Consider the following 24,391-nt stretch of genomic DNA (forward strand, 5'->3'; position numbering starts at 1 on the left):
GATCGGCCGCGGGCAACGCGAACAGGGTTCGCGGGCGCGATTTCGGCTGAAGTCTCCTCCCAGGTCTTCCGTCCGCCTCCACGGACGATAAGAGCCCTAAACCAGCACAAGAAGCTGACATCTACCTGACATGGTAGCGCACGAACCGGCATTGTCGAGCGCCAAGGCCATTATTGCGTGCGCAGGACCTCGTTCCAGCGCGCAATCAGCCGCGCGCGCTTGACCTGGTCGAGATAGACCATGAGGCCCGGGCTCACCGGCACGGGCTTCAGCTGCGCGCCGAGCAGCGCGCTCATCGTGCGCGCCGTGTTGGAATCGGAGACCTCCGGGCTGACGGCGGCGATCTGCAATTCGCGCGCCATGATCGTCTGGCCCTCCTTCGACATGAAGAAGGCGAGGTAGCGCCGGCCAAGTTCCGGCGACGCCGCCGCCTGCGGCACGAGGCCGATGCGCGACATGACGACGGTATAATCCTTCGGCAAGACGATCCCGACATCGGGATGGCGCGACGCCCAGTCCGCGGCGTAGGAGCCGAGAATGTTGTAGCCGAGCACGAAACGCCCGTCGGCGACGCGCTCCAGGATCGCCGAACTCGTCGAATAGAGTTTCACCCCGGCCGCGCCCATCGCCTGGATCACCGTCCAGATATCGCCGAACTGCTCCTGGTCGCGCGCCATGAAGAGGAAGCCGACGCCGGAGCGCTCGATGTCATAGGTGCCGATGCGGCCATAGACCTTCTCGCCCTGCCGCTTCAGGTATTCGACGAATTCGGCGCGCGAGGCCGGCGGCTTCTCGTCCTTGAAGCTCGGCTTGTGGTAGACGAAGACGGCGGGCTCGAAGGTCAGCGCATAGGCGGTGTTGCGCCAGTTCGCCCATTGCGGCCAGCGGTCGCTCATCGGCAGGTCGCTGCGCTGGGCGTAACCGTCATTGCTGAGCTTCACCTGCAGGTCCATCGCCGAGGAGAAGGCGAAGTCGGCGGTCTTCTGGCCGGCATCCGTCTCGCGCACGATGCGGTCGTGCACCTCGCCGGTCAGCATCTCGTCATAGCGAACCGCGACGTCGGGATTGGCCTCCTGGAACCCCTTGATCATCGGCCGGGCGAGCGGCTCGTCGAGCGAGGAATAGACGACGAGCACCGGCGCATCCGCATTGCCGTCATGCGCCGGAAAGAAAGTCGGCTCGGCAAGAGCGGAAAGGGGGGCCGCAAGCAGCGCAAGAAGGGTGAGGACAAGACGCATGAGATGACCTTGCCAAAGCGGACGCCCGTTCACAAGTGCACCCGCCGCCGTTAGACTTGGCCCGGGAGGACGAAACGACGTGCGCATTCTACTGGTCGAGGACAACGAAGCGCTCGCGGACGGCCTGTCCGCGATCCTCAAGGGCACCGGCCATGCCGTGGACGTGGTGCGCGACGGCGCGTCGGCGGACGCGGCCATCGCATCGGAAAATTTCGATCTCGTCATCCTCGACCTGACGCTGCCGGAGATGGACGGCCTCGATGTGCTGCGCGCCATGCGCGCCCGGAAAGACAAGGCATCCGTGCTGATCCTGACCGCGCGCGGTGCGCCGGAGGAGCGCGTGCGCGGCCTCGATCTCGGCGCCGACGACTACATGATCAAACCCTTCGACATTTCGGAATTCGAGGCACGCGTGCGCATGCTGCTGCGCCGCCAGGCGGGCCTGCGATCCTCCGCCATCACCTATGGCGGCGTGGCGCTCGACCTCAATTCGCGCACCTTCTCCGCCGAGGGCGCGCCGCTCGACATCCCGGCCCGCGAACTCGGCCTGCTCGAAATCCTCTTCATGCGCGCCGGAAAGGTGGTGGCCAAGGAGGCGATCATGCAATCGCTCGCCGCCTTCGACGACGATCTTTCCGCCAATGCCATCGAACAATATGTGAGCCGGCTCCGCAAACGCCTCGCGCCGCACGGCCTGACGGTGCGCACCGCCCGCGGCATCGGCTACTACCTCGACAAGGCGCCCGCCGCTTGACCCTCTTCCCGGCCTCCTCGCTCCGCCGGCGCCTGCTCCTATGGCTGCTCGTCTCGACGGCGGTGATCGGCATCGTCGCGCTCATCGACACCTACCGCGAGGCCGTGAAGACCGCCAACACCGTCTCCGACCGCGTGCTCGCCGGCTCCGCACTCGCCATTGCCGAACGTGTCGTGGTGACGGAGAACGGCAGCCTGGAGGTCGACATCCCCTATGTCGCGCTGGAAATGCTGACGTCCGCCGCGCAGGACCGCGTCTTCTACCGCGTCGACGGGCCGCCAGGCCAGTTCATCACCGGCTATCAGACCCTGCCGACCATTCCGGACATGCAGGGCCAGTCGATCGGCTTCGAGGATGCGACCTTCCGCGGCGAGCCGATCCGCATCGCTGTGCTACAACGCTCGGCCTCCACGGGCATCAACTCCGTGCCCTTCGCCGTCACGGTGGCGGAAACCACCATTGCCCGTCGGCAGCTGGCCCAGGCCATCCTGCTGCGCTCGGCGCTGCGCCTCGCCTTCATGATCGCCGGTGCCGCCACCATCGTCTGGATCGCCGTCACCGTGTCGCTGCGCCCGCTCTACCGCCTCAGCGACGCCATTTCCGAGCGCAATCCGAACGACCTGCATCCCATCGAACAGCGCGTGCCGAGCGAGGTGCAGGGCGTCGTCGATACGGTCAATTCCTTCATGGTGCGCCTGCAATCCGCACTCGACGCGCTGCGCCACTTTTCCGGCAATGCCAGCCACCAGCTGCGCACGCCACTCGCCATCATCCGCACCCAGCTGGCCCTCGCCAGCCGCGCAGCGACGCTGGAGGAAGCGCAGGAGGCCGCCCGCAAGGGCGATGCCGCCGTGGCCCATGCCGAACGCATCCTCGCCCAGCTTCTGCTGATGGCAAAAATCGACGCCGCCGGCTCGAACGAACCGCAAAAGCCGCCGCCGATCGACATTGCGGCCCTCGCCCAGCAGCTCACCGCCGACCGCGTGCCCGCCGCCGCCGAGGCCGGCATCGACCTCGGCTACGAGGGCGAAGGGCCGGCGCTGGCCCGCGCCGAGCCTCTGCTCTTCGGCGAACTCCTACGAAACCTCGTGGAAAACGCCATCGCCTATGCCGGCCGCGGCGCGGAGGTGACGGTGAGCGTGCGCGAGGCCGCGGATGCCGTGCTGCTCACCGTCGAGGACAACGGCCCCGGCATCGCGCCGGAACGCCGCGGCCTCGTGCGCCAGCGCTTTTCGCGCGGCGAACACCGTGATGCACCCGGCATGGGCCTCGGCCTGCCGATCGTCGAGGAGATCGCGGCGCTGTTCGATGCGTCGATGGTGCTCGAAGACGGCGCGGACGGGCGAGGCCTCAGAGTGACGATCCGCTTTCCGGCAACGAACCTTTAGGTCCGGCGCCAGCCGAGAAGGCCCGGAGCGGCGTGCCAGACCGCCTGCACGGCAAACCCCATGAAGAGCAGGCCGGACATGCGCACGATCGCCAGTTCATGGCGGCGGTAGAAGCGGCGCACCAGGCTGGCGCCGATGATCGCGACCATGATGACATCGGCCAGCACAAAGCCGAAGAACGAGACGGCAAGCAGGGCCGGCAGGGCATCGAAGTCCAGCGCGTTCGAGGAACTGGCGAGCAGTGCCGTGAAGGTCGCGAGCGCCACCGGATAACCCTTCGGATTGGTGAGGCCGAAGATCAGCCCGCGGCGTAGCGGCCGCTCGACCGTCATCAGCGCGGCGCCGTCGGTGCGCGGCCGTGCCCGAAGCGCCGACCAGCCGATCCAGGCGAGGTAGAAGCCGCAGAGAAGCCCCAGCACGTCGAACACCATCGTGCCGATCGTCTTGGCGCCGACGATCGCAACCAACGCCAGCGACGACCAGATAAGATCGCCGACAAGATGCCCGCCCATGAAAAGCGCGCCCGCCTTGCGCCCCTGCCCGGCGCCGATGCCGAGAAGGGCGAGGAAGGCCGGTCCGGGGATGAGCACGTAAAGCAGGGCAGCTATGAAAGCGCCGAACAGCATCGAACCGGTCATGCGAAAATCCCCTTGAATCTCCAGGCACTTCAGTCTGCGTCGCGGCTTTCGTCAAGATCGGCTGCCCAGGAATTTGTCATTTCGCAAGGCAGCCATGCATTGCGGCCGGGGCTGGGCTGTTGTCCGCCGCGGCAATGCATAGTAAGTTAAACTTACAATAGCCAGAAAGCGATCATGTCCCCTCGTCCCGATCCCGACGCCCTCGGTTTCGTCCTTATCGACGTTGCCCGTATGTTGCGCAGTGCCTTCGAGCGCCGCATCGCCACCGCCGGCCTCGGCCTCACGCCCGGGGAGGCACGCACCCTCGTGCGCATCGCGACGCTGGAAGGCAGCCGCCAGCTCGACATCGCCCAGCGCATGGGCATCGAGCCGATGACGCTCTCCACCTATCTCGACCGCCTCCAGAGCCTCGGCTTCATCGAGCGCCGCCCGGACCCGGCCGACCGCCGCGCCAAGCTGATCTTCACCACGCCCGCCGCCGACGACCTGATCACCAATATCCGCATCGAGCAGATCGAGCTGATGCAGCTTGTGACGAGCGGCATCGGCGAGGCCGAGCTCGACATCATGCGCGGCCAGCTGAAGCGGCTGCGGACCAATCTCGTGGCGCTGGAAGAAGACAGTTCCGCGCTGGCGCTCGTCAAGGAACCGATCCTGTGACTGCGCCACGCATGAGCGAACGGCGCACGAGCATCATCGCCGCCTTCCTCGTGGCCCTCGGTCCCGTCTCCATGGCGCTCTACACGCCGGCCATGCCGGAACTGGTGCACGCCTTCACCTCGACGGAATCCGCAATCAAGCTGACGCTCTCGGTCTATTTCGCCGGCTTCGCACTGTCGCAGCTCGTCTCCGGCACCATGTCGGACGTGCTCGGCCGCCGCAAGACGACGCTGATCTTCATGGTCATCTACCTCGCCGGCAGCCTGATGGCCGCCTTCGCGCCGAGCGTCGACGTGCTTCTGGCCGGTCGCCTCATCCAGGGCATTGGCGCCTCCGTCGGCATGACCGTCGCGCGCGCCATCGTACGCGACCAGTTCACCGGCACCGAGGCCGCGCGCATCATGAACATGGTCGGCATGATGCTCGCCGTCGGCCCCGCCGTCTCGCCGACGCTCGGCGGCTTCGCGCTCGGCCTCTTCGGCTGGCAGTCGATCTTCTTCCTGATGGTCGGCTTCGCGCTCATCGCCTGCGGCGCGGTCTATGGCTTCATGGCCGAAACCACCGTGCCGGACCGGGCCAAGGGCCATATCGGCCCCATCCTGCGAGGCTATCGGGAGCTTGCGACGAGCAGCCGCTTCGTCTCCGCCACGCTCGTCATGGCGGGCGCCGTCGGCGCGCTTTACGGCCAGGCGACCATGCTGCCCTTCGTGCTGATCGGCAAGGTCGGCCTGACGCCCACCCAGTTCGGCGTCGGCATGCTCATGCAGTCGGGCTTCTTCTTCGCCGGCACGATCTGCGTGCGCTTTCTCATGCGCAGCACGGCGCCGGCCCGCCTCGTCTTTCCCGGCCTCTGCTTCATCGGCATTGCCAGCATCCTGATCGCCGGCACCTCGCACCTGATGGTGCCGAGCTTCCTCAGCGTCATGGGGCCTGTCGGCATCTACGCCTTCGGCATCGCCTTCGTCATGCCCTACATGATGACCGCCGCGATGGAGCCCTTCCCGCACATCGCCGGCTCGGCTTCGGCCGCCATGGGTTTCATCCAGATGGGCGCCGGTTTCATCGCCGGCCTCGTCGCCGCCGTCATCGGCCTCCCCCTCTTGGCCTTCGGCACCATCATCCCGGTCATGGGCCTCATGGCCCTGCTCGCCTACGCCTGGTATCGCGCCGTCTGCCTGCGCGACGGCCAGCTTGCGACGGAACCGGCTGAATAACAAAAGGCCCGCTGCCGTCCCCGGCAACGGGCCTTTTCCTTGATACGTCGTCCGATCAGCCCCGGCGGTTGCGGGCGGCGAGCGTGCGCAGGCGCAGCGCGTTCAGCTTGATGAAGCCGGCGGCGTCCTTCTGGTCGTAGGCGCCCTGGTCGTCCTCGAAGGTGACGAGCTTGTCCGAATAGAGCGACTTCGGCGATTCACGGCCGGTGACCATGACATTGCCCTTGTAGAGCTTCAGCGTCACTTCACCCTCGACATGCTCCTGGCTCCGATCGATCAGCGCCTGCAGCATTTCGCGCTCCGGCGAGAACCAGAAGCCGTAATAGATGAGCTCCGCATACCGCGGCATCAGGTCGTCCTTGAGGTGTGCTGCACCCCGGTCAAGCGTGATGCTTTCGATCGCGCGGTGCGCAGCCAGCAGGATCGTGCCGCCGGGCGTCTCGTAGACGCCGCGCGACTTCATGCCGACGAAGCGGTTTTCCACGAGGTCGAGGCGGCCGATGCCGTTGTCGCGGCCATAGTTGTTGAGCGTCGCCAGCAGGGTGGCCGGCGACATGCGCACGCCGTTGATCGACACGGCATCGCCGCGCTCGAAGCCGACCTTGATAGTCGTCGCCTTGTCGGGAGCCGCTTCCGGCGAAATGGTGCGCATATGCACATATTCCGGTGCCTCGACGGCCGGGTCTTCCAGAACCTTGCCCTCGGAAGAGGAGTGCAGCAGGTTCGCATCGACCGAGAACGGCGCTTCGCCCTTCTTGTCCTTGGCGACCGGGATCTGGTGCTGCTCGGCGAATTCGAGCAGGTGCGTGCGGCTCTTGAACGACCAGTCGCGCCACGGCGCGATGATCTTGATATCCGGGTTCAGCGCATAGGCCGAAAGCTCGAAGCGGACCTGGTCGTTGCCTTTGCCGGTCGCGCCATGCGCGATGGCATCGGCACCGGTCTTGGCGGCGATCTCGATCAGGTGCTTGGAGATCAGCGGACGGGCGATCGAGGTGCCGAGCAGGTAGACGCCCTCATAGACCGCATTGGCACGGAACATCGGGAAGACGAAATCGCGCACGAATTCCTCGCGCACATCCTCGATGAAGATCTCCTTGATGCCGAGCATCTCGGCCTTCTTGCGCGCCGGCTCCAGCTCTTCGCCCTGGCCGAGGTCGGCCGTAAACGTCACGACCTCAGCGTTGAGTTCGGTCTGAAGCCACTTCAGGATGATCGAGGTATCGAGGCCGCCGGAATAGGCGAGCACGACTTTCTTCACGTCTTTGTATGATGCCATGATGATGAGGTCCGTTGCATGGAAAGGAACTGCGGCAACCCGCAAGGCCCGGTGTCGCGGCACTTTTAGCGAGATTGGCGCGTGACGCAAGGGTGGCGCCCGACGCGTCGTGACGCAAGCCAAATTTGACAGCGCGCCATCGCAACCCATATTCGCCTCAGTGAACCATGGAAGGGGTGACCCATGACGAACATCCAAGACATCATCCAGGAATCCAATGTCGCCGTCATCACGGGCGGTGCTTCCGGCATCGGGCTGGCCGCTGCCCGGCGCTTCGCAGAGGCCGGCATGTGCGTCGCCATCGCCGATCTCGACGCCGACCGGCTGGGCGAGGCGCGCGCCGAACTGGAAGCCATCGCCGGCGAGGCGAACGTCATGGCCGTGGAGACGAACGTCGCGCACCGCCATGAGCTGGAGGCGCTGGAACGCGCTGTTCTCCAGCGCTTCGGCCGCGTGCATGTGCTGATGAACAATGCCGGCATCCAGCCAGGCACGTCGATCTTCAGCGCCGAGGCGAACTGGGACCATATCCTCACCGTCAACCTGATGGGCGTGATCCACGGCACGCAGACCTTCGGCCCCAACATGCTGGCCCATGGCGAGCCGGGTCTCATCATCAATACCGGCTCCAAGCAGGGCATCACCACGCCGCCCGGCAACCCCGCCTACAATGTCTCCAAGGCCGGCGTGAAAGTCTTCACCGAGGCGCTCCAGCACGAACTGCGCAACACCGAGGGTGCAAAAATTTCGGCGCACCTGCTGATCCCCGGCTTCGTCTTCACCGGTCTCACCAGGGGCGACCGCACGGAAAAGCCGGATGCCGCCTGGACGGCGGCGCAGACCGTCGACTTCATGATGGAAAGCCTGGAGCGCGGTGATTTCTACATCCTCTGCCCCGACAATGACGTGCCCCGCGCGCTCGACGAGCGCCGCATGGCCTGGACGATCGGCGACGTCATCGAAAACCGCCCGCCGCTCTCGCGCTGGCACAAGGACTATGCAGAACCGTTCAGGGCATTCGTCGAGGGCGAATAACGCCCATCACAAAGCTTGATTGGTATTTTGCCGGAAGCCGGACTAGGGATTTCGCATCCCCTCCGGCTTTCGAGACGCACCCTCATGGATGTCCTGCCCACCCTCCCGACGCTTCTCGCCTTCACGGCCGCAAGCCTGCTGCTCGCCGCCACGCCCGGCCCGGACATGACGCTGTCGATCAGCCGGGCGCTCTCGCAGGGCCGCGGCCCGGCGCTCTTCGTGGTGGTCGGCACCAGCCTTGGCATCGTGGTGCACACACTGCTCGTCGCCTTCGGCATTTCGGCGCTGATCACCGCCTCGCCAACCGCCTTCATGATCCTGAAAACCGGCGGTGCCGCCTACCTGCTGTGGCTCGCCATCCAGGCGATCCGCTACGGCTCGAATTTTTCGGTCAAGACGGCCGCCGGCCCGCGCGGAACGGCGTTCTCGAACATTTCCAGCGGCTTCTGGGTGAACCTTCTCAACCCGAAGGTCATCATCTTCTTCATGACCTTCCTGCCGCAGTTCATCTCGGCCGGCGACCCGGATGTCACCGGCAAGCTGATTTTCCTCGGCCTGTTCTTCATCATCGTCGGCATCCCGGTCAACATCCTCGTCATCTTCGCCGCTGACAGGCTTTCCACCTGGCTCCAGCAGAACCCGAAAGTGCTGCGCGGTATCGACTACACCTTCGCCGGCGTCTTTTCTGTCTTTGCGATGAAGATTTTTCTCACGCAGGCGAAGTGAGGGCGGTCAGACCCCGTAGCGGTAGTGCCCGGTGATCTTGTAGGCAAAGAGCACATCCTCAAGGCGCGCGCCCGCGCCAATATTGTGGACCACGAGCGGCCGGGAGCTATCCGGCGTGCGCTCATCCGCCACGATGCCGATATGCGGCAGATTGCCGGGCAGCATCTGCGAGACGATATCGCCCGGCAGATAGTCCGCGCCATTCTCGCTCACCGCCAGTGCGGCACCCGCGCGCTTGAAGAAGGCCTGGAGATTGGGCACCCGGCGATGATCAATGTTGCGGTCGGTCTTCTTCAGGCCCCAGAGGGCCGGATAGGCGGAGAATGCCCGCCGCATGTCCTCATGCACCAGCACCTGAAGGTCGATGCTGAGCCCGTCCCGATAGGCCCGCACGAGCACATCGGTGCACACGCCCCGCTCCCGCGGCACGTCGCCGCCGGGATAATCGAGCCGGGAATAGGCCGCATCATAGGTCAGCGTGACGCCGACCTGTTTTCGCGCAGCCGCAACAAGCCGGTCCGCCGCGCCCGGTTCTGCCCGCAAGAGCGACGGCAGCGCGAGCACGAACCCCGAAGACAGGCCACCGGCCAGCAGCGTACGGCGAAACAGCATGAACATCCCCCAAATCCGACAGAAGAAAGCTGCTGCCGGATTCGGGCGCTTTGTGGGCGTCAGCCGATCAGCAGCGCGTCGTCGTCGAGCGTCTGGCCGCGCATCTTGCGGAACATGGCGATCAGGTCCTCGACCTGCAGCGTCTTGCGGCTGTCGCCGGAAACATCGAGCACGATCTCGCCGCCATGCAGCATGACGGTGCGGTGGCCGTAATCGAGCGCCTGTCGCATCGAATGGGTCACCATGAGGGTGGTCAGCTTGCGCTCGGAAACGATCTTCTGCGTGAGAGTCATGATGAACTCCGCCATGCCCGGATCGAGCGCGGCGGTATGCTCGTCGAGCAGCAACACGTCGGAACCGGCAAGCGTCGCCATGACCAGCGAGACCGCCTGCCGCTGGCCACCCGAAAGCAGGTCCATCCGGTCGCGCATGCGGTTTTCGAGGCCGAGATTCAGTTCGGCGATGCGCTCGCGGAAATGCGCGCGGCGCTGCGGGCCGAGGGCGGAGGAAAGCCCGCGCCGTTCGCCACGGCGGGCGGCCAGCGCGAGGTTTTCCTCGATGGAAAGGGCGCCGCAGCTTCCCGTCAGCGGATCCTGAAACACGCGCGCGACGCGGCCGGCACGGGCGGCGGTGCCCTGGCGGGTGACGTCGGCGGTGCCGATCTTCACCTGGCCCTCGGTGGCGATGACGTCGCCGGCGAGCACGCCGAGCAGCGTGGATTTGCCAGCGCCGTTCGAGCCGATGACGGTGACGAACTGGCCTTCCTCGATGGTCAGGCTGACGCCGTTCAGCGCCTGTTTCTGCAACGGCGTGCCCTTGCCGAAGGTGACCTTGATGTCGGAAACGGAGATCATCAGGCGGCTCCCCCGCGACGAAGGCGTGGCAGCACGAGCGCCACGGTGACGAGCAGCGCCGTCACGAAATTGAGGTCGGAGGCCTGGAGGCCGAGTATATCCGATGACAGCGCGAGCTGGATGGCGATGCGGTAGAGGATCGAGCCGAGCACGCAGCCGATCAAGGCCATCAGCAGGCCGCGGGTGCCAAACAGCGTCTCGCCGATGATGACGGCGGCAAGGCCGACGACGATGGTGCCGACACCGGAGGTGACATCGGCAAAGCCGTTCGTCTGGGCAAAGAGCGCGCCGCCGAGTGCCACCAGCGCATTGGAGAGCGCGATGCCGAGATAGATCTGGCGGTTGGTATCGACGCCCTGCGCGCGGGCCATGCGGGCATTCGCCCCGGTTGCGCGCATCGACAGGCCGGCATCGCTTTCCAGGAAGCGCCAGACCACCACGACGGCGACGAGCACGAGGATGCCGACGAAGAGCGGGCGGACGTAAAAGTCGCGAAGGCCGAGGCCGAAGAACGGGCTGATCATCGTGTCCGCATTGATCAGCGCCACGTTCGGCTTGCCCATGACGCGCAGGTTGACCGAGAAGAGCGCGATCATCGTGAGGATCGAGGCGAGCAGGTTGAGGATGCGGAAGCGCACGTTCAGCATCGCCGTCACCAGACCCGCACCGGCACCGGCCACCATGGCGACTGCCGCCGAAAGCCAGGGATTGACGCCCGCGATGATCAGCACCGCCGTGACGGCAGCTCCGAGCGGAAAGGACCCGTCCACGGTCAGGTCCGGAAAATCCAGCACGCGGAAGGCAAGGTAGACGCCGATCGCCACGAAGGCATAGACCAGCCCCAGTTCGACGGCACCCCAGAAGGCAATCAGGCTCACGGCTCTCGGCTTTCTCTCTTCACCCTTTCCGCGGGTCTTGCGGGAGGGGTTTTTTTAACAGATCAACCGCTGCCGGGTGATCCGGCAGCGGTTGAACCCGATTTGGACTGTCCGGCGGACCGGCGGATTATTCGATGACGCGGGTCGCGCGGCCCACGACGGCTTCCGGCAGCGTCACGCCCATCTTGGTGGCGGCGGACTTGTTGACGACGAGGTCGGTGCCGGCGGCGACCTTCACGGCGATGTCGCCCGGGTGTTCACCCTTGAGGATGCGCACGACGATCTCGCCCGTCTGGCGGCCGACGTCCTTGTAGTTGAAGCCGAGCGCCGCGATGGCGCCGCGCGAGACGGAATCCGTGTCGGCGGTGAAGAGCGGGAGTTTCGCTTCCTCGGCGACGGCGACGGCACCTTCCAGAGCGGAGATGATCGTGTTGTCCGTCGGGATGTAGATCGCATCGGCGCGGCCGACGAGGGCACGCGCGGCACCCTGTACTTCGGCAGACTTGGTGGCGGCGGATTCGATGACCGTCAGGCCCGCCTTTTCGGCTTCCGTCTTCAAGACGGCGAGCAGCGACACGGAGTTCGCCTCACCCGAGTTGTAGAGGAAGCCGATCGTCTTGGCGTTCGGCAGGATTTCCTTGATCAGCGCCAGGTGTTCGGCGACCGGCGACATGTCGGAAAGGCCCGTGACATTGCCGCCCGGCTTGTCCATGTCCTTGACGAGCTGCGCGCCGAGCGGATCGGACACGGCGGTGAAGACGACCGGGATATCGCGCGTCGAGGAGACGACGGCCTGCGCCGACGGCGTTGAGATCGGCACGATGACGTTCGGCTCTTCGCCGGCGAACTGGCGGGCGATCTGGGCGGCCGTCGCGGGGTTGCCCTGCGCCGATTCGTAGAGGAAGGTCAGGTTCTCGCCTTCCTTGTAGCCGGCCGCTTCCAGCGCTTCCTTGACGCCGTCACGGGCGGCGTCAAGTGCGGGATGTTCGACGATGGCGGTCACGGCGACCGTGACGTCTTCGGCCTTCGCAGGCAGCGAAATCGCGAGTGTTGCCGCGAATGCGAGCAGAAGTTGGCGCATGGAGGATCTCCCTAGAATGATTTTGGCCAGTTTCTAGGCAAAACAGGCCTTCAAATCAATTCTCGGAATCCGCTTCTTCGATCACAATTTCTGATAGGAAGCCGCGGCAAAACGGCCTCAGTCGTCCTCACCATGACCGACGATCATCATCGCCTCGAAGGCCATGCGATCGACCTTGCGCATGCGCTCGGATTCCGATTTCAGCTGGCCGCAGGCGGCGAGGATGTCGCGGCCGCGCGGGGTGCGGATCGGCGAGGCGTAGCCGGCCTGGTTGATGAAATCGGCGAAACGCTCGATCTGCTCCCAGTCCGAACACTGGTAGTTGGTGCCCGGCCAGGGGTTGAAGGGGATCAGGTTGATCTTCGCGGGAATGCCCTTCAGGAGCTGGATGAGCAGCTTGGCGTCTTCCAGCGAGTCGTTGACGTCCTTCAGCATCACATATTCGAAGGTGATGCGGCGGGCGTTCGACAGGCTCGGATAGGCGCGGCAGGCGTCGAGCAGTTCCTTCAGCGGGTACTTCTTGTTGATCGGCACCAGCATGTCGCGCAGGTCGTCGCGCACGGCATGCAGCGAGATCGCCAGCATGACGCCGATCTCCGAGCCGGTACGGTAGATTTCCGGCACGATGCCGGAGGTCGACAACGTGACGCGGCGGCGCGAGAGCGACAGGCCGTCGCCATCGGTGGCGATCAGCAGGGCCGTCTTGACGCTCTCGAAATTGTAGAGCGGCTCGCCCATGCCCATCATGACGATGTTGGAAACCTTGCGGCCTTCGGCGGGCGCGATCATGCCGGCCGGCGTATCGCGGTCCGGGAAATCGCCGAGCCGGTCGCGGGCAAGCAGCAGCTGCGCGAGGATTTCCTCGGCCGTCAGGTTGCGCACCAGCTTCTGCGTGCCGGTGTGACAGAAAGAGCAGGTGAGCGTGCAGCCGACCTGGCTGGAAATGCACAGCGTGCCGCGGCCTTCTTCGGGAATGTAGACGGTCTCGATCTCGACCGGACGGCCGGCGCCGCGCGGCGGGAAGCGCAGCAGCCACTTGCGCGTGCCATCGGCCGAAACCTGCTCCTCGACGATTTCCGGACGGGCGATGGTGAAATGCTTCTTCAGCATTTCGCGCATGTCCTTGGAGATATTGGCCATATCGTCGAAATCGGAAACACCGCGCACATAGAGCCAGTGCCAGAGCTGGCTGACGCGCATCTTCACCTGACGCTCGGGAATGCCCTTTTCGGCCAGCGCCCGGCCCATGTCCTCGCGCGAAAGGCCGATCAGCGACGGCGCCTCAGTGGCCGGAAGGGTGCGGACCACCGGTGCCTTGACCGGCTCGGCCGTGTTCAGAAAATCCATGCTTGCCATCGGCTCATCCTCAGGAACAGGAAACGCCGGCGCAGGCTTTTGCGCCGCAAACGGTTCATGCTCGACAAGAAGTTCATTGCGGGCCGATCAGCGCCGCTCGATGCAGCGCGAAGCCCAGTTGCCGGCCCTTTAGCATTGTTCCGACAGAAAGTCACCTGCCTTGCCGGTCGGCGCAGACCTCGCGCAGGCACGCCCGCAGCCAGCGGTGCGCCGGGTCGGCATCCATGCGCGGATGCCAGAGCATGGAGACGGTGAATTCCGGCACGTCGACCGGCAGGGGGAAGCTTGCCATGCCCTCGCGAAACCGCGTCGTCGAGCGGTCCGACACCTGCGCGATCAGGTCGGAGCTTCTGGCCAGCGTCACGGCTTCGGAGAAGCTTGCGACGGTGACGGCGATGGTGCGCTTGAGGCCGATACGCTCCAAAGCCTCGTCCACCGGGCCGCGCTCGCGCCGCCCCCGCGACACCACGATATGGTCGCCCTGCGCAAAACGTTCCGCGGTCATCGGGCCGTCGAGCAGCGGATGCCCCTGCCGCACGACGCCAATGAAACGGTCACGAAGAAGCGCCTGCGCCCGGACCTCCGGCCCCGTCGTGCCGCCGATCACGCCGGTTTCGATGTCCACCAGGCCGTCGCGCAGCGGCGTGCTCTCCTTGTCGGGTTTCGGCACGAAGCGGAGCTTGACCCCGGGCGCCTCGCGCAAGACGCGCGCCAGCAGCGCCGGCCCGAACGTATCGACGAAACCCTCGCGGTTGCGCAGCGTGAAGGTGCGCTCAAGGCTCCGGAGGTCGAGGATTTTGGCCGGCCGCAGCAGCATTTCCGCCTCCGCGACGACCCGACCGACTTCGTCGCGCAGCTCCAGCGCCCGCGGCGTCGGCACGAGGCCGCGCCCGGCGCGCACGAGCAGCGGATCGCCGGTCACATCCCGTAGCCGCGCCAGCGCGCGGCTCATCGCCGAGGGGCTGAGCCGCAGCCGCTGCGCCGCGCGCGCGACATTGCCCTCGGCCAGCAGCACGTCGAGCGTGACGAGAAGGTTGAGATCAGGTCGCGACATGGCGCGATCCTACCACGCCCGCGCAAAGATGACATAGCGTCAGACGCACGAATAGAATGCAAATGATGCGCGTTCCGCCCTATCTCGCGACGGCCTATCTGCTTCTCAGGAAACCGCAAGGAGCAGACGATGAACGACATGCAAATCCCAACGGCAAAACGCAGCAGGGCGGGTGCGCTCGCCGGCCTCTCGCTCTGCATCCTTTTGTCCTCGCTCGGCACCAGCATTGCCAATGTCGCCCTGCCGACCCTGGCGGATGTGTTTTCTGCCTCCTTCCAGCAGGTCCAATGGGTGGTGCTCGCCTATCTTCTGGCCAGCACCGTGCTGATCGCCAGCATCGGCCGCCTCGGCGATCTTCTCGGCCGTCGCCGGCTGCTTCTGGCGGGCCTGGCGCTGTTTTCCGCTGCCTCGGCGCTCTGCGGCCTCGCGCCCTCGCTGCCGCTGCTGATTGCCGCCCGCGCCGCCCAGGGGCTTGGCGCCGCCGCCATGATGGCGCTCGCCATGGCCTTCGTCAGCGAAACCGTGCCGAAGGAGCGCATCGGCAGCGTCATGGGCCTGCTCGGCACCATGTCCGCCGTCGGCACGGCGCTTGGCCCCTCGCTGGGCGGGCTGCTGATCAGCGGCTTCGGCTGGCCGGCCATCTTCCTCGTCGCCGTGCCCTTCGGCCTTCTCGCCTTCGTGCTGGTCCAGCGCTTCCTGCCCGCCGACCGCGGCGCGGCCACGGTCGGCCGCTTCGATCTCCTCGGCACCGGCCTGCTCGCCGCCACCCTCTCGGCCTATGCGCTGGCGATGACGGCGGGCCAGGGCCGGCTTGGCGGCGTGAACGCCGCCCTCATCGCCCTATCGGCCGTCGGCGCAGCGCTCTTCGTCTTTCGGCAGCGCCGCGCCGCCTTCCCGCTAATCCGGCCGGCCGCCTTTCGCCGGGAGGGTTTTCCCGCGAGCCTTGCCGCCAACGTGCTTGTCGCGACGGTGATCATGGTGACGCTGGTCGTCGGGCCGTTCTACCTGTCGCGCACGCTCGGCCTCGGTCCGGCGCAGGTCGGCTTCGTGCTGGCGATCGGTCCCGTGGTTTCCGTGCTGACCGGCTTTCTGGCCGGACGCCTCGTCGATCGTTTTGGCGCTGCCCCCATGGTCGCCGCCGGGCTCGCCACCATGGCGACGGGCGCCGTGGCCATGCCGGTGTTTTCCGCGCTCGTCGGCCTACCCGGCTATATCGCGGCGATCATCGTGCTGACGCCCGGCTACCAGCTCTTCCAGGCCGCCAACAACGCCGCCGTGATGACGGGTATTGCCGCGGACGAGCGCGGCGTCACCTCGGGCCTGCTCAACCTGTCGCGCAATCTCGGCCTGATCACCGGCGCCTCGCTGATGGGCACGGTCTTCACGCTGGCCGTCGGCACGAAGGACGTGGCGGGCGCCAGTGGCCCGGCCGTCGAGACGGGCATGCATGTCACCTTCGCGGTTGCCACCGCCCTGCTGCTCGCGGCGCTGGCGCTCGCCGCACCCGGCCTGAAGCGCGCCGCCGCCTGACAACCGCACAAACAAAAAGGGCCGGCGTGATGCCGGCCCTTTTTGCTTTAACGAGTGGATGCCTCAGCGGCAGCCTTCGATCTGCTTCAGCGCCGCCGAGATACCGGACAGCGAATAGGAATAGGCCGTGCCCGTGCCGCGGCGCGATTTCGCCTGCACCTGCATGTCCTTGCCGCTCTTCATGGCATTGACGAGGGCCGGCTCTTCCGCGGCGTTTTCCACCCAGGCCGAGTTGCCCTTGGTGAACATCACGAAGGTGCGCCCGTCGATGACGACGTTGACCTTGGAGTTTTCCTGCAGCGGGTAGCCCATCATCGCCTGCGGCTCGTAGCTGATGTTCTGGCCCGGGCGCTGCGAGACGAGGAAGAACACGTCGCCGTGGTCGACGCCGGCCGGGTTCTTTTCCTTCGGCACGGAGAGCACGTAGCAGACCTTGCCGCCGTTCGCCTGGTAGGAATAGGCGCCCCAGGCGTTGAACTGCTGAATGCGCGTCGGCGATTGGGCCGAGGCAACGCCTGCGGTCGCGAGAACGAGGGCGAGTGCGGTTGCGAGCTTTCTTACGAACATGTTTTCCTGCCGGTTGTCTTGCCTGTGGTTTGCCGACCGAAGGCGGCGCCTTCGATGCCGGTGTCGGCCATGCATGATGACGATTTAATTCATTTTGACTTAATTCAGGTTACCAAACCGTCAACAGGGGCCATTTTACTCAGGGTTACCGCGCCGCACCGGGACAAATTTGCGTCGAAATCCCGCCGCTGCCTTCAGAAGAAAGGCGGGCGTCCCCAGTCCCCTTTTGGTGAGATAGAAACCCGTCGAAACCATTTAAGGCACAAGGAATAGGGCAAGAATTTGACTTGCGCTACCGCGGGTGGAACGACGATCGGGAGGCAGCCGGATTTACCGGGCAGGCTGCCCGTCCGGCTCGTCCGCCATGGCCTTGTCGGCGGCCACATAATGGTCCTCGCGGATATGGCCACGGATCGCCGCGAAGGCGGCCGTCAGCACGGCGATGTCATCGGAAAAGCCGACAAGCGCGAAGAAATCCGGCACGCCATCGAGCGGCAGCACGAAATAGGCGAGCGCGGCCAGCAGAATGCCGCGAACCCGCGTGGGGGTGCGGGAATCCAGCGCGCAGTAGTACGCGGCCACAAGATCGCGGGAGAAGGGAACCTGGCGCATCGCACGCTTCAGGACCGGCCAGAACCGTCGCTTCACGCGGCTTTCCTGGCGCTCCTGCTCGTCCTCGTCTCCCGGCAGAAGGATCTCGCCGATCTTCACATCATCCATGCATGGCCTCCTTCAGGTGGCGATGCCGGAAAAGCCCGGCGGGAATCATATGGGAATGCCTTCACGCGCCTTCAACTCTTCGTGCGTTCGCCCGCAGCCTTGTCCATCGCGGTCGCGAGTTTGATGTCGAGCTCGGTCAACCCGCCCGCATCATGGTTGGTGAGCCGCACCTCGACGCGGTTATAGACGTTGAACCATTCGGGGTGATGGTTGAATTTTTCCGCCGCCAGCGCCCCTTCGGTCATGAAGCCGAAGGCCTCGCGAAAGGTCTTGAACTTGTATTTCTTCTCGATGGCGATGCCGTCGTCCGAGCGGGTCCAGCCGTCGAGACCCGCCAGCGCTTCGGAAATCGCCTCTTCGCTCAGTTTTTCCTGTTTCATGGCGCCCTCTCCTTTTTCCAATCCTACCATATGAAAACGGCGCCCGAAGGCGCCGTGTTCCTTATCGTTGGAAAAGCTCAGACGAAGAACTGGCCGCCGTTTGCCGAAACGGTCGAGCCGGTGATGAAACCGGCGTCATCCGAGGCGAGGAAAACGACGATGCGGGCGATCTCCTCCGGCTCGCCGAGGCGGCCGACCGGGATCTGCGGGATGATGCGCTCGTTCAGCACCTTTTCCGGGATGGCGCGCACCATTTCCGTGCCGATATAGCCGGGGCAGATGGCGTTGACCGTGATGCCCTTGGCGGCGCCCTCCTGGGCGAGCGCCTTGGTGAAACCGAGGTCACCGGCCTTGGCGGCGGAATAGTTCGCCTGGCCCATCTGGCCCTTCTGGCCGTTGATGGAGGAGATGTTGATGACGCGGCCGAAGCTGCGGTCGCGCATGCCGGTCCAGACCGGATGCGTCATGTTGAAAAGGCCGGTCAGGTTGGTGTTGATGACGGCGCCCCACTGGTCGGGCGTCATCTTGTGGAACATCGCATCCTTGGTGATGCCGGCATTGTTGACGAGAATGTCCACGGGGCCGAGATCGGCCTCGACCTTGCCGATGCCCTCGACGCAGGCCTCGTAGCTCGCAACATCCCACTTGTAGACCGGGATGCCGGTTTCCGCCTTGAAGGCGTTGGCGGCGTCGTCATTGCCGGCATAGCTCGCAGCCACCTTGTATCCGGCTGCCTTCAGCGCCACCGAAATGGCGGCACCGATGCCCCGCGATCCGCCCGTTACCAATGCTACCCTGCTCATGTGGCTCACTCCCCTTAGTTTGTTTTCGTATAGACCCGTCGCCCCGTTGCCGTGCAGGCGGCGGGTCATAGCAAAGCAGATTGTAAGCTGATGCTTACATGCTCTCTACGCACATCGCCACGCCCATGCCGCCGCCGATGCACAGCGTGGCAAGACCCTTCGAGGCGCCGCGGCGCTTCATCTCGAACAGCAGCGTGTTGAGGATGCGGGCGCCGGACGCGCCGATCGGGTGGCCGATGGCGATCGCGCCGCCATTGACGTTGACGATCGAGGGATCCCAGCCGAGGTCCTTGTTGACCGCGCAGGCCTGTGCCGCGAAGGCTTCGTTGGCTTCGACGAGGTCGACGTCGCCGATCTTCCAGCCGGCGCGCTCCAGCGCCTTGCGGGATGCCGGGATGGGGCCGGTGCCCATGATCTTCGGATCGACGCCGGCGGTCGCCCAGGAAACGATGCGGGCGAGCGGCTGGATGCCACGGCGCGAGGCTTCGGCTTCGGACATCAGAAGGGCTGCGGCGGCGCCGTCATTGAGGCCGGAGGCGTTGGCGGCGGTCACGCTGCCTTCCTTGTCGAAGGCGGGGCGCAGCTTGCCCATCGAATCGAGCGTCGCGCCATGGCGGATATATTCGTCGGAATCGACCGACACGTCGCCCTTGCGGCCCTTGACGATGAAGGGAACGATCTCGTCCTTGAAGCGGCCTTCCTTCTGGGCGGCCTCGGCCTTGTTCTGCGAGCCGACGGCGAAGACGTCCTGCTCCTCGCGCGAAAGCTGCCACTGCTTGGCGACGTTCTCGGCGGTGATGCCCATGTGGTAGCCGTAGAAGGCGTCGGTCAGGCCGTCCTTGATCATCGTGTCGATCATCTTGAAATCGCCCATCTTCACGCCGCCGCGCAGATGCGCGCAGTGCGGCGCCATCGACATGGATTCCATCCCGCCGGCGACGATGATGCTGGCGTCGCCCGTCGCGATCTGCTGCATGCCGAGCGCGACGGCGCGAAGCCCCGAACCGCAGAGCTGGTTCATGGTCCAGGCGGTCGCTTCCTGCGGAATGCCGGCCTTCATGGCGGCCTGGCGGGCCGGATTCTGGCCTTCGCCGGCCTGCAGCACCTGGCCGAGGATCACCTCGTTCACTTCGCCAGCCGCCACGCCCGCGCGCTCCAGAACTGCCGAAACGACCGTCGCCCCGAGTTCGTGGGCAGGCGTATTGGCGAAGGAGCCGTTGAAGGACCCGACCGCGGTGCGGGCGGCGCTGGCGATGACGATGGATGGGGTGCTCATGGTGGTACGTCCTCAGTTCTATCGACCGGTGGTCGGCCTTGGAACCGGGCTCAACGCGCGAACGACGCGAGCCCGGCGGTTCTCCCGGTATCAAAACTGGCAAAGCGGGAGGGGAGAGTCAAACGGGATATCCGGCGCCGCTAAAATTTCATCAAAGCGACGCGCAGCATAAAAATCCATGTTGCGCAGCATTCCTCGCCGCATCGCACAATTCGATTGTCAGGTCGCGACTTTTTGCGGATACTCGACAGGATCAAAAAAGAAACAGGAACACGGGGATGAGGAGACCCTAATGGCCCGCAACGACGGTCAGATCGTCATCAAGAAATATGCGAACCGCCGCCTCTACAACACCGGCACGAGCACCTATGTGACGCTCGACGATCTCGCGGTCATGGTGAAGAAGGGCGAGGAATTCACCGTGCAGGACGCGAAGTCCGGCGACGACATCACCCATTCCGTGCTGACGCAGATCATCTTCGAGCAGGAATCGAAGACCGGCAACACGCTCCTGCCGATCTCGTTCCTGCGCCAGCTCATCTCCTATTACGGCGACCAGATGCAGATGGTGGTGCCGAGCTATCTCGAGCACTCCATGCAGGCCTTCACCGACCAGCAGTCGCAGATGCGCGAGCAGATCAACAAGACCTTCGGCGACACCCCGCTCGGCAAGAACCTGCAGGTGCCGATGGCGCTGATCGAGGAGACGACGCGGCGCAACACGGAACTGTTCCAGCAGGCGATGAAGATGTTCTCGCCCTTCGCCAATGCCGCGCCGGCAAAGGAGACCCGCAAGGCCGAGCCGAAGGATCTCGACGAGCTGAAGGAACAGCTGCGCGCGCTCCAGACGAAGCTCGATAATCTAAGCTGAGAAAAACGGGCTGGCGCGGGGTTGCCCCGCGCCGCGTCAAAGCCCGATCGAGACGTCGCGGCCGGCCGTGCGGATCGACACGGCAAAACCCGCGATGACATCGATGAAGGTGATCGTCATCAGGATGAAGAAGATCTGCGTCGCCGCCCCCTGCACCAGCAGGAACTCGACGAGGAAAACCACGAACAGCACCATCGACAGCATGTGATCGAGCAGTGCGCGCGAGCCCGGCCGCGTAGCCTTCAGGATTTCCACGAAGAGCAGCACGAGCGCGATGAAGATGAGCAGATCGCCGAAGGCCATCGTCCAGGTCGTGCCGGACAGCATATTGACCGCCAGCACCTCGCTGTCGAGCACGGCGACACCGCCCCCGCCGAACAGGCCGGCCATGGCGACGTTATAGAGGGCGAACGGAATGATCAGCAGCGGGATGGCAAAAAGCATAGGCGACGCTCTCCTCTGGCCGCTCCCTGACGAGCAAGCCTTCCGGCCCTCTTAGCCGAAGTTTCGGCACAAGAAAATGTCGTGAGGGACGGAACGGAGCAAATGGCCTGAAAAGAAAAGGGCCGGACGAGCCGGCCCCTGATCTCAGCTGATGCCGAAAACGCAGATTATGCGCTTTCCTTCGGCGTCAGAACCTGGCGACCGCGGTACATGCCGGTCTTCAGGTCAATGTGGTGCGGACGGCGCAGTTCGCCCGAGTTCTTGTCTTCGACGTAGGTCGAACCCTTCAGAGCGTCTGCGGAACGGCGCATACCGCGCTTGGACGGGCTCGTTTTTCTTTTCGGTACAGCCATTTCACTAACTCCACTTATCGGGCAAACACATCCTCAGGCCACCGGACGGGCGACAGGGACATGTCTTTATCTCGGAAATTGGGCCGGCTTATACACAGCAAAACCCTGCTTGACCAGACCCCGGCCTGATTTTTTCGATTCTCTCGCTCAGGCTTCGTCTTCCGGCACGATCCACGGTTCGGCCAACGCCGCCGCCTGCCACTTCTGCCAGGCGGGGTGCGCCTTCATGCGCGCCATGTAGCCCTGTACCGTTTCGTCCGCTGTCAGGCGATAGATTTCGAAGCGATTGACGACCGGCGCGTACATCGCATCCGCCGCGGAAAAATCGCCGAACAGGAACGGCCCGCCGGAGCGCGCCAGAAGCCCCTTCCAGATCGTCTCGATGCGAGCAACGTCGTCCATGACGCCCTCGGGCAGGTCGATTTCCGCCGGCGTGCGGCGGATGTTCATCGGGCAGGCGCCGCGCAGCGCGCGAAAACCGGAGAGCATTTCCATCGAGATCGACCGCGCCTCGGCCCGCGCCGTGCGGTCCTTCGGCCAGATCCCGGCCTCGGGAAAGAGCTCAGCGACATATTCGATGATCGCCAGCGATTCCCACACCCGCACGTCGCCATGGTGCAGCACCGGCACGCGGCCCGTCGGCGAGATCGGCTTGAATTCCGGATTGCCGGCGGGAAAATCGAAGGGGATCACATGATCCGTAAAGGCGATGCCCGCCGCTTCCATGGCGATCCACGGCCGGAAGGACCAGGAGGAATAGTTCTTGTTACCGAGATAGAGGACGAGGTCGGACATGGTCTTGTGGCACTCCGTTCAGGTGCGGCGGACCGTAAGCATTCAGGCAGACAAGCGCCAATGAAAAGGCCTGAAGTCACTCATAAAGGCACTTGATATATTCGCCGGAGCGGGTGGCGCGCCGCTCGATCAAACGCGCAAGCCGTTGCAGGCCGCGCCCCGGTTTACCGGCATTGCGCTCGTAAGGGTTGGGCAACGAAACCGCCAGCAGCGCCGCCTGCCGGCGCGACAGTTTTGCGGCGGACACGTTGAAATGATGCTGCGCCGCCGCCTCGATGCCGTAGATGCCCGGCCCCCATTCGGCGATGTTGAGATAGATCTCCATCAGCCGCCGCTTGCTCCAGATGAAATCCGCGGCGACCGCCAGCGGCAGTTCCATCGCCTTGCGCAGGAAGGAGCGGCCGTTCCAGAGGAACAGGTTCTTTGCCGTCTGCATGGGGATGGTGCTGGCGCCCCGCGTCTGTTCGCCGGCCAGCGCCTCGTTGACGACCGCGCGCATCTCGCCCCAGTCTACACCGCCATGGCGGCAGAACTGCCCGTCTTCTGACATCATGACCGCCTGCACCAGATTGGGCGAGATCGCGTCGAACTCCACCCATTGCCGGTCATAGCCGCGCAGGAGCGCCAGATCGCGCAGCATCAAAGTCGAGACCGGGCGGACGAATTCGATCGTGTAAAGCAGGATCAGCACATAGGGCAGCGCGATGAAGGCCAGCACGGCAAGGACGATACGTCGCCAGTTCCGGCGCAGCCGGCTCATCCAACCGTCCCTCTCACCGGCTTCCGCCTCCGTATTGACCGTATCTGCGCGTGTTTCCGGTACGATGTCCAAGAGCCGGCGTCCGTCCTTCCGTCGTTGCGCCTTCATACCGTCCCGGCTCGCCAAAAACCAGTGCGCGCCGCGATTCTTTGAAGCACCCCGGGCATTGCCGTTGCGTCGACCGGGAGCCCATGCCAAAGAGCGGCGATGAGCGAACGTTACCAGGAATTCCAGTCGCACCTCAGGACCAATGCCGAAGCGGTGGAGGCGCTGCTGGCGGCGCTGCTCTCCGGCGCCGCGCAGACGGACGAGATCGCGCGGCCGGAACGCCTGCTCGCCGCCATGCGCCACGCCGTGCTCAACGGCGGCAAGCGCCTGCGCCCATTCCTGGTCATCGAGACCGCCGCCCTCTTTGCAAATGTCGAACGCGAGACGGCGCTGCGCATCGGCGCGGCGCTCGAATGCATCCACTGTTATTCGCTCGTGCATGACGACCTGCCCGCCATGGACGACGACGACCTGCGCCGCGGCCAGCCGACCGTGCACGTCGCCTTCGACGAGGCCGCCGCCATCCTTGCCGGCGACAGCCTGCTGACGCTCGCCTTCGATATCGTCGCGGCCCCCGAAACGCGCCTGCCCGATGCCACCAAGACGGCGCTGGTGCTGGCGCTGGCGCGCGCCGCCGGCATCGGCGGCATGGCCGGCGGCCAGGCGCTCGACCTTGCGGCGGAGACGGTGGCGCCGGACGAGGACGGCATCGTCACGCTCCAGGCGATGAAGACCGGCGCGCTGCTGCGCTTTGCCTGCGAGGCCGGCGCGATCATCGCGGGCGCCCCGGACGGCGAGCGGCTGGCGCTGCGCCGCTATGGCGAGACGGTCGGCCTCGCCTTCCAGATCGCCGACGATCTTCTCGACCTCACCGCGGATGCGCAGACCATGGGCAAGGCGACCGGCAAGGATGCCGAACGCGGCAAAGCGACGCTCGTGTCGCGCCGCGGCCAGGCCTGGGCGGAAAACCGTCTTCGAGACCTTGTAACGGAGGCCGAGGCGCTGCTTGCGCCGTTCAGCCATCGGGCCGATATCCTGATCGAAACCGCCCATTTCATCGCAAATCGCAGGAATTGA

At 65.1% G+C, this 24,391-nt stretch carries 27 protein-coding genes; 9 read left to right on the plus strand and 18 right to left on the minus strand.

Annotation, left to right across the window (positions count from 1 at the left end; all coding sequences use genetic code 11):
* Nucleotides 1–170: 170 nt before the first annotated feature.
* Complete coding sequence (locus J2Y63_RS24925) at nt 171–1,238, minus strand: ABC transporter substrate-binding protein (protein ID WP_435268291.1); 1,068 nt, start codon at nt 1,236–1,238, stop codon at nt 171–173.
* A gap of 79 nt (nt 1,239–1,317) precedes the next feature.
* Between J2Y63_RS24925 and J2Y63_RS24930 the strand changes: the two genes are divergently transcribed.
* Both J2Y63_RS24930 and J2Y63_RS24935 read left to right on the plus strand, forming a co-directional pair.
* A complete protein-coding gene (locus J2Y63_RS24930; protein ID WP_256119458.1) occupies nt 1,318–1,992 on the plus strand; it encodes a response regulator in 675 nt (224 codons plus the stop codon).
* A complete protein-coding gene (locus J2Y63_RS24935; protein WP_435268292.1) occupies nt 1,989–3,380 on the plus strand; it encodes a sensor histidine kinase in 1,392 nt (463 codons plus the stop codon). The genes J2Y63_RS24930 and J2Y63_RS24935 overlap by 4 nt, the downstream gene beginning before the upstream one ends.
* On the opposite strand, the gene J2Y63_RS24940 is transcribed toward J2Y63_RS24935, so the two are convergent.
* The gene (locus J2Y63_RS24940; RefSeq protein ID WP_435268293.1) at nt 3,377–4,018 is read right to left on the minus strand and encodes a LysE family translocator; all 642 of its coding nucleotides are present in this window, start codon (nt 4,016–4,018) and stop codon (nt 3,377–3,379) included. The two genes, J2Y63_RS24935 and J2Y63_RS24940, sit on opposite strands and share 4 nt — an antisense overlap.
* A gap of 174 nt (nt 4,019–4,192) precedes the next feature.
* Here J2Y63_RS24940 and J2Y63_RS24945 point away from each other — a divergent pair, with 174 nt between their 5' ends.
* Together J2Y63_RS24945 and J2Y63_RS24950 are read left to right on the plus strand one after the other, a co-directional pair.
* Nucleotides 4,193–4,678 carry a MarR family winged helix-turn-helix transcriptional regulator gene (locus J2Y63_RS24945; protein ID WP_435268294.1) on the plus strand — a complete coding sequence of 162 codons (486 nt, stop codon included), beginning with the start codon at nt 4,193–4,195 and terminating at the stop codon, nt 4,676–4,678.
* 11 nt (nt 4,679–4,689) lie between these two features.
* Complete coding sequence (locus tag J2Y63_RS24950) at nt 4,690–5,892, plus strand: multidrug effflux MFS transporter (RefSeq protein ID WP_435268384.1); 1,203 nt, start codon at nt 4,690–4,692, stop codon at nt 5,890–5,892.
* A gap of 55 nt (nt 5,893–5,947) precedes the next feature.
* On the opposite strand, the gene J2Y63_RS24955 is transcribed toward J2Y63_RS24950, so the two are convergent.
* On the minus strand, nt 5,948–7,171 hold the full coding sequence (locus tag J2Y63_RS24955; RefSeq protein ID WP_256119462.1) for an argininosuccinate synthase: 1,224 nt from the start codon (nt 7,169–7,171) through the stop codon (nt 5,948–5,950).
* A 183-nt stretch (nt 7,172–7,354) separates the two neighbouring features.
* On the opposite strand from J2Y63_RS24955, the gene J2Y63_RS24960 reads away from it, so the two are divergent.
* Entirely contained in the window at nt 7,355–8,206 is an 852-nt protein-coding gene (locus J2Y63_RS24960; protein WP_435268295.1) for an SDR family NAD(P)-dependent oxidoreductase, read from the plus strand.
* Nucleotides 8,207–8,290: 84 nt separating this feature from the next.
* A complete protein-coding gene (locus J2Y63_RS24965; protein ID WP_435268296.1) occupies nt 8,291–8,932 on the plus strand; it encodes a LysE family translocator in 642 nt (213 codons plus the stop codon).
* Between the two features lie 6 nt (nt 8,933–8,938).
* On the opposite strand, the gene J2Y63_RS24970 is transcribed toward J2Y63_RS24965, so the two are convergent.
* The 6 genes from J2Y63_RS24970 to J2Y63_RS24995 all read right to left on the minus strand — a co-directional run bounded on the left by J2Y63_RS24970 (nt 8,939) and on the right by J2Y63_RS24995 (nt 14,767).
* Nucleotides 8,939–9,544, minus strand: coding sequence for a DUF1287 domain-containing protein (locus J2Y63_RS24970; RefSeq protein ID WP_435268297.1), 606 nt, complete (start codon nt 9,542–9,544; stop codon nt 8,939–8,941).
* A 59-nt stretch (nt 9,545–9,603) separates the two neighbouring features.
* The gene (locus J2Y63_RS24975) at nt 9,604–10,398 is read right to left on the minus strand and encodes an ABC transporter ATP-binding protein (protein WP_319324755.1); all 795 of its coding nucleotides are present in this window, start codon (nt 10,396–10,398) and stop codon (nt 9,604–9,606) included.
* Complete coding sequence (locus J2Y63_RS24980; RefSeq protein WP_435268298.1) at nt 10,398–11,276, minus strand: ABC transporter permease; 879 nt, start codon at nt 11,274–11,276, stop codon at nt 10,398–10,400. The genes J2Y63_RS24975 and J2Y63_RS24980 overlap by 1 nt, the downstream gene beginning before the upstream one ends.
* Before the next feature lie 127 nt (nt 11,277–11,403).
* Entirely contained in the window at nt 11,404–12,357 is a 954-nt protein-coding gene (locus tag J2Y63_RS24985; RefSeq protein WP_435268299.1) for an ABC transporter substrate-binding protein, read from the minus strand.
* Between the two features lie 117 nt (nt 12,358–12,474).
* A complete protein-coding gene (gene rlmN / locus J2Y63_RS24990; RefSeq protein WP_435268300.1) occupies nt 12,475–13,713 on the minus strand; it encodes a 23S rRNA (adenine(2503)-C(2))-methyltransferase RlmN in 1,239 nt (412 codons plus the stop codon).
* Between the two features lie 151 nt (nt 13,714–13,864).
* On the minus strand, nt 13,865–14,767 hold the full coding sequence (locus J2Y63_RS24995; protein WP_435268301.1) for a LysR family transcriptional regulator: 903 nt from the start codon (nt 14,765–14,767) through the stop codon (nt 13,865–13,867).
* A 129-nt stretch (nt 14,768–14,896) separates the two neighbouring features.
* Here J2Y63_RS24995 and J2Y63_RS25000 point away from each other — a divergent pair, with 129 nt between their 5' ends.
* The gene (locus tag J2Y63_RS25000) at nt 14,897–16,297 is read left to right on the plus strand and encodes an MFS transporter (protein WP_435268302.1); all 1,401 of its coding nucleotides are present in this window, start codon (nt 14,897–14,899) and stop codon (nt 16,295–16,297) included.
* A gap of 63 nt (nt 16,298–16,360) precedes the next feature.
* Here the strand turns inward: J2Y63_RS25000 and J2Y63_RS25005 are convergent, their stop codons facing one another.
* The 5 genes from J2Y63_RS25005 to J2Y63_RS25025 all read right to left on the minus strand — a co-directional run bounded on the left by J2Y63_RS25005 (nt 16,361) and on the right by J2Y63_RS25025 (nt 20,043).
* Nucleotides 16,361–16,864: an invasion associated locus B family protein gene (locus J2Y63_RS25005; RefSeq protein WP_256119472.1), complete on the minus strand. Its 504-nt coding sequence runs from the start codon at nt 16,862–16,864 to the stop codon at nt 16,361–16,363.
* Nucleotides 16,865–17,194: 330 nt separating this feature from the next.
* Nucleotides 17,195–17,584 (minus strand): YkvA family protein, encoded by a 390-nt coding sequence (locus J2Y63_RS25010; RefSeq protein ID WP_256119473.1) that lies wholly within the window; start codon nt 17,582–17,584, stop codon nt 17,195–17,197.
* 71 nt (nt 17,585–17,655) lie between these two features.
* Nucleotides 17,656–17,964, minus strand: a complete 309-nt coding sequence (locus tag J2Y63_RS25015) for a 4a-hydroxytetrahydrobiopterin dehydratase (RefSeq protein WP_435268303.1) — start codon at nt 17,962–17,964, stop codon at nt 17,656–17,658.
* A 77-nt stretch (nt 17,965–18,041) separates the two neighbouring features.
* On the minus strand, nt 18,042–18,767 hold the full coding sequence (locus J2Y63_RS25020; protein WP_256119475.1) for a beta-ketoacyl-ACP reductase: 726 nt from the start codon (nt 18,765–18,767) through the stop codon (nt 18,042–18,044).
* Nucleotides 18,768–18,861: 94 nt separating this feature from the next.
* Nucleotides 18,862–20,043 (minus strand): acetyl-CoA C-acetyltransferase, encoded by a 1,182-nt coding sequence (locus tag J2Y63_RS25025; RefSeq protein WP_435268304.1) that lies wholly within the window; start codon nt 20,041–20,043, stop codon nt 18,862–18,864.
* A gap of 292 nt (nt 20,044–20,335) precedes the next feature.
* Here J2Y63_RS25025 and phaR point away from each other — a divergent pair, with 292 nt between their 5' ends.
* The gene (phaR, locus tag J2Y63_RS25030) at nt 20,336–20,914 is read left to right on the plus strand and encodes a polyhydroxyalkanoate synthesis repressor PhaR (RefSeq protein WP_256119477.1); all 579 of its coding nucleotides are present in this window, start codon (nt 20,336–20,338) and stop codon (nt 20,912–20,914) included.
* Between the two features lie 36 nt (nt 20,915–20,950).
* Here phaR and J2Y63_RS25035 read toward each other — a convergent pair whose 3' ends face one another.
* The 4 genes from J2Y63_RS25035 to mtgA all read right to left on the minus strand — a co-directional run bounded on the left by J2Y63_RS25035 (nt 20,951) and on the right by mtgA (nt 23,338).
* The gene (locus J2Y63_RS25035) at nt 20,951–21,358 is read right to left on the minus strand and encodes a hypothetical protein (protein WP_435268305.1); all 408 of its coding nucleotides are present in this window, start codon (nt 21,356–21,358) and stop codon (nt 20,951–20,953) included.
* A 167-nt stretch (nt 21,359–21,525) separates the two neighbouring features.
* A complete protein-coding gene (gene rpmF, locus J2Y63_RS25040; RefSeq protein WP_024271259.1) occupies nt 21,526–21,711 on the minus strand; it encodes a 50S ribosomal protein L32 in 186 nt (61 codons plus the stop codon).
* Between the two features lie 147 nt (nt 21,712–21,858).
* Complete coding sequence (locus J2Y63_RS25045) at nt 21,859–22,506, minus strand: glutathione S-transferase family protein (RefSeq protein ID WP_435268306.1); 648 nt, start codon at nt 22,504–22,506, stop codon at nt 21,859–21,861.
* A 76-nt stretch (nt 22,507–22,582) separates the two neighbouring features.
* Entirely contained in the window at nt 22,583–23,338 is a 756-nt protein-coding gene (gene mtgA, locus J2Y63_RS25050) for a monofunctional biosynthetic peptidoglycan transglycosylase (protein WP_435268307.1), read from the minus strand.
* Between the two features lie 135 nt (nt 23,339–23,473).
* On the opposite strand from mtgA, the gene J2Y63_RS25055 reads away from it, so the two are divergent.
* Nucleotides 23,474–24,391: a polyprenyl synthetase family protein gene (locus tag J2Y63_RS25055; RefSeq protein ID WP_435268308.1), complete on the plus strand. Its 918-nt coding sequence runs from the start codon at nt 23,474–23,476 to the stop codon at nt 24,389–24,391.

This window comes from Shinella sp. BE166 (genome assembly GCF_051201095.1).
Classification (GTDB): domain Bacteria; phylum Pseudomonadota; class Alphaproteobacteria; order Rhizobiales; family Rhizobiaceae; genus Shinella; species Shinella lacus.